1 protein-coding gene is annotated in these 398 nt (G+C 67.6%); it reads left to right on the top strand.

The genetic code is table 11. The features are described from left to right. Window positions 1–180: 180 nt before the first annotated feature. Window positions 181–393 (top strand): DUF2382 domain-containing protein, encoded by a 213-nt coding sequence (locus MKK75_RS36395; protein WP_313901871.1) that lies wholly within the window; start codon window positions 181–183, stop codon window positions 391–393. The last annotated feature ends 5 nt before the right edge of the window (window positions 394–398 follow it).

The raw sequence follows: 398 nt of genomic DNA, 5'->3' as shown, positions 1-398 counted from the left end.
GCGCGCATCGAGAAGCGTGCGGTGGAGACCGAACGGGTCCGTGTCAGCACGCGAACCGACACCGTCGACCAGGTCCTGCGCGAGACTCTGCGCAGCGACATGGTCGGCGTGACCCGGGTGCCCGTCAACCGGACCCTCGCCTAGGGCGAGGTACCCCCGGTGGTCAGGACGGGGGCCGGGGTGACAATCATCCAGGTGCTGGAAGAGATACTCGTCGTCGAGAAGCGCCTCGTCCTGAAGGAGGAGGTGCACAGCCGTCGGACCACGGCGGACGAGGACGTCGAGATGCCGATGATGCTGCGCCGGCAGCACGCCATGATCGAACGCGTGTCCCCCGAGGGGCACGTCACGGAACAGGCCGCCATGCACCCGTCACAGGAGCCGACATCATGACCCAG

It is taken from the genome of Methylobacterium sp. J-030, assembly GCF_022829545.1.
Taxonomy (GTDB): domain Bacteria; phylum Pseudomonadota; class Alphaproteobacteria; order Rhizobiales; family Beijerinckiaceae; genus Methylobacterium.
This window is presented reverse-complemented; position numbering and strand designations above follow the sequence as displayed.